This is a genomic window from Bacillus sp. C30 (assembly GCF_040838255.1).
GTDB lineage: Bacteria > Bacillota > Bacilli > Bacillales > Bacillaceae_G > Bacillus_A > Bacillus_A mycoides.
The window spans coordinates 1-2938 of the sequence record NZ_JBFPJH010000375.1; the positions used below are offsets into that span (position 1 = coordinate 1).

3 protein-coding genes are annotated in these 2938 nt (G+C 33.8%); 1 reads left to right on the forward strand and 2 read right to left on the reverse strand.

Annotation, left to right across the window (positions count from 1 at the left end):
- Nucleotides 1-750, forward strand: a 750-nt coding sequence (locus tag AB3X49_RS20450) for a DMT family transporter (RefSeq protein WP_367964393.1), incomplete at its 5' end; no start/stop codon positions are given.
- Nucleotides 751-965: 215 nt separating this feature from the next.
- Here the strand turns inward: AB3X49_RS20450 and AB3X49_RS20455 are convergent.
- Nucleotides 966-1409 carry a carboxymuconolactone decarboxylase family protein gene (locus AB3X49_RS20455; protein WP_000083090.1) on the reverse strand — a complete coding sequence of 148 codons (444 nt, stop codon included), beginning with the start codon at nucleotides 1407-1409 and terminating at the stop codon, nucleotides 966-968.
- An 81-nt stretch (nucleotides 1410-1490) separates the two neighbouring features.
- Nucleotides 1491-2795 (reverse strand): preprotein translocase subunit SecY, encoded by a 1305-nt coding sequence (gene secY / locus AB3X49_RS20460; protein WP_367964395.1) that lies wholly within the window; start codon nucleotides 2793-2795, stop codon nucleotides 1491-1493.
- Between the last annotated feature and the right edge of the window lie 143 nt (nucleotides 2796-2938).

Here is a 2938-nt window from a genome sequence, read left to right on the forward strand (position 1 = left end):
ATGCCTTACTTATTATCGAAACGTATTATATATGCTGGTTTTTGTTTAACATTTATGACATTCGCAACGTTATATTGGGCAGAACAGCACATTTCTTCTGGATTAGCAGCAGTGCTTTCTGCAACAGCCCCAATGATGATTTTATTGCTACAATCAAAGAGAAATAAAACAAAATTACAACGAGAACAGTTTTTGGCTTTATTCATAGCACTTACAGGAGTTTTATTTATATCTTTACCTGGCGTGCATCAAGAACTTACTTTCATATGGAGTATTGCATGCCTTGTCATAATAGTTGGGCAACTATTTTACGGAATAGGTTCTATTTATTCAAAAGAAATACTTTCAAATTCGCCTGACGTATCACCTTTTCTGATTAACGGTATTCAAATGTTTTTTGGGGGAATCTTGTTATTAATTGTATCTATTGTAATGGAACAGCCTAATCTAACAGTCTTAACATCTTGGAATGTACAATGGCCAATTTTATATCTCATATTTGTAGGATCAATCGGTGGGCACGGTTTATATTATTGGCTCTTATCAAAAACAAATCCAATATTTCCATCAACATGGTTGTATGTATCTCCATTAATCGCTGTTATTGTAGGTTATTTTGTATTAGGAGAACCATTAAATCCTGCAATGGGAATTGGGGCTTGTCTAATATTAATCGGTGTATTTTTAGCAAATCGTACTACACTTGGAGTTTATTTTAAGCAAGGAAGGTTGTTAAAAAAAGAGATGTAGTTAAAGCTTAATGATGTGGAAAACAGCGGAAAACGTATTCAAAATTTAGAAGGAAAAATAGTTAATTTGAAGAAAATGATTAACACATTAGAATACAGATTAGAGATAGTAAAATCAAAAACACAGTTGGAGAAATAACCAACTGTGTTTTAATATAGGGTGTATTTAATTTTACACTTAACTAAATCAATCGCATAATGTTTGGTGGATAAGTGTTATTTTTTTATTACGGTATTACCCATCGCAATAGAAATTCGATTCCAACTATTTATTTGATTAATGATTAACACAAGATCAACATATTGTTTTTCGTCAAAGTATTCACGTACTCGGTTGTATAGATTTTCAGGAACTCTTTTAGTAGGAATGAGAGTAATATGCTCCGATAGTTCCAGAGCAACTTTTTCTTCAGGAGTATAAAAATCACAATCATCCCAAGCATTTAAGCAATAAATTCTTTGCTCGGTTTCACCCAATTTTCGGGCGTCAGAAGTATGCATATCGATACAATAAGCACAGCCGTTAATTTGAGAGACTCTAATTTTTATAAGCTCTCTAACAGCTCGATTAATTGAAGATTTCTTCGTGTATTTCTCCATATCCATCATAATTTTCATACCATCAGGCGAAATATCATAATAAGACATTCTTTGACTCATAAGACAAAACCTCCGTTATTATAAGTTTTTATAATAAAAACACACTAGGTCGCTATTGTGACTTCTAGTGTGTTTTTGTAATTAATTCACTTTTTTTATAAAACCTTTATAATGACGCTTCACAAGTTGACTTTCTAACGTCTTCATCGTTTCTAATGCAACACCTACGATGATTAGTAAACTTGTACCACCGATTTGAGCAGATGGTGGTAATGTAGCGATTTTTGTAAATACAAGTGGTAATATTGAAATTGCTCCTAAGAAAATCGCACCGATAAATGTTAAACGGTATAAAATTTTTGTTACATACTGTTCTGTAGATTTACCTGGGCGAATACCCGGGACATATCCGTTTTGCTTTTTCAAATTCTCAGCCATTTGTTCAGGATTTACTTGAATAAACGCGTAGAAATATGTGAAGGCAACGATAAGACCCACATATAGTGTCATTCCAAATGGATGTGCAAAATCAAGATTCGCAATTATCCATTTAGATACGCTTGAATCAGGGAAGAGCTGCGCAATTGTACGCGGCGTCATTAAAAAGGCTGAAGCAAAGATAACAGGAATTACACCTGCACTATTTACTTTAAGAGGTAAATGAGTATTTTTTGCTCCTTGATATTGATTGTTTCCTGAAACAGCTTTTGCATATTGAATCGGTATTTTTCGAACAGCTTGTTGAATGTAAATAACACCAACAACTATCGCTAAAATTACGAGTCCAATTAAAACCATTTTTATTACGTGCATAAATAACTGATCGCCTGCGTTTTGGAATTGTTGCAAATAAATTTGATTAGCGACATTCGGAATCGCCGCAACAAGTCCTGCGAAGATAATCATTGAGATTCCATTACCAACGCCATTAGCGGTAATTTGTTCACCTAACCAAAGTAAAAATGCAGTACCAGCAGTTAAAACTGTCGCAATAAATAAGTATGTAGTCCAGCTTTGATCTGTAATTAATTGTCCACCTGCTATATTATTAAAACCATAAGACATCCCAATGGATTGTATGAATGCGAGAATGATTGTAAAGTAGCGAGTAAATTGAGCTGATTTCTTACGGCCCATTTCTCCTTGCTTTGCCCATTCTGTAAATTTAGGTACAACGTCCATTTGTAGTAATTGTACAATGATAGAAGCTGTAATATATGGTGTGATACCTACAGCAAAGATTGAGAAGTGTTGCAGTGCTCCTCCGCCAAATACGTTCAGCATACCTAAAACGTTGGCTTGATCTTGTACTTTTAATACCTCTGCGTTAGTATGAGGAACTGGAATAAACGTGCCAATTCGAAAAACAATTAGCATCGCTAGTGTAAAAAGAATTTTGTTTCTTATCTCAGCTACTCTCATGAAATTTGAAATCGTACGAAACATTATGTCGCCTCCTATATTTTTATCAGTTCAAAACTGATTATTATATCCCGATGAAGTAACCACAAACCTCCTTCCGCATTAAATTCATTTGACAAATGGAATTTTATACATTTTGTAGTTTTCACGGATATAAAAATATAAGG

Bases quoted from the DNA above. Each gene is read 5' to 3' on its own strand.
- AB3X49_RS20455 (WP_000083090.1), bottom strand. From the start codon at position 1,409: ATGAGTCAAAGAATGTCTTATTATGATATTTCGCCTGATGGTATGAAA.
- secY (WP_367964395.1), bottom strand. From the start codon at position 2,795: ATGTTTCGTACGATTTCAAATTTCATGAGAGTAGCTGAGATAAGAAAC.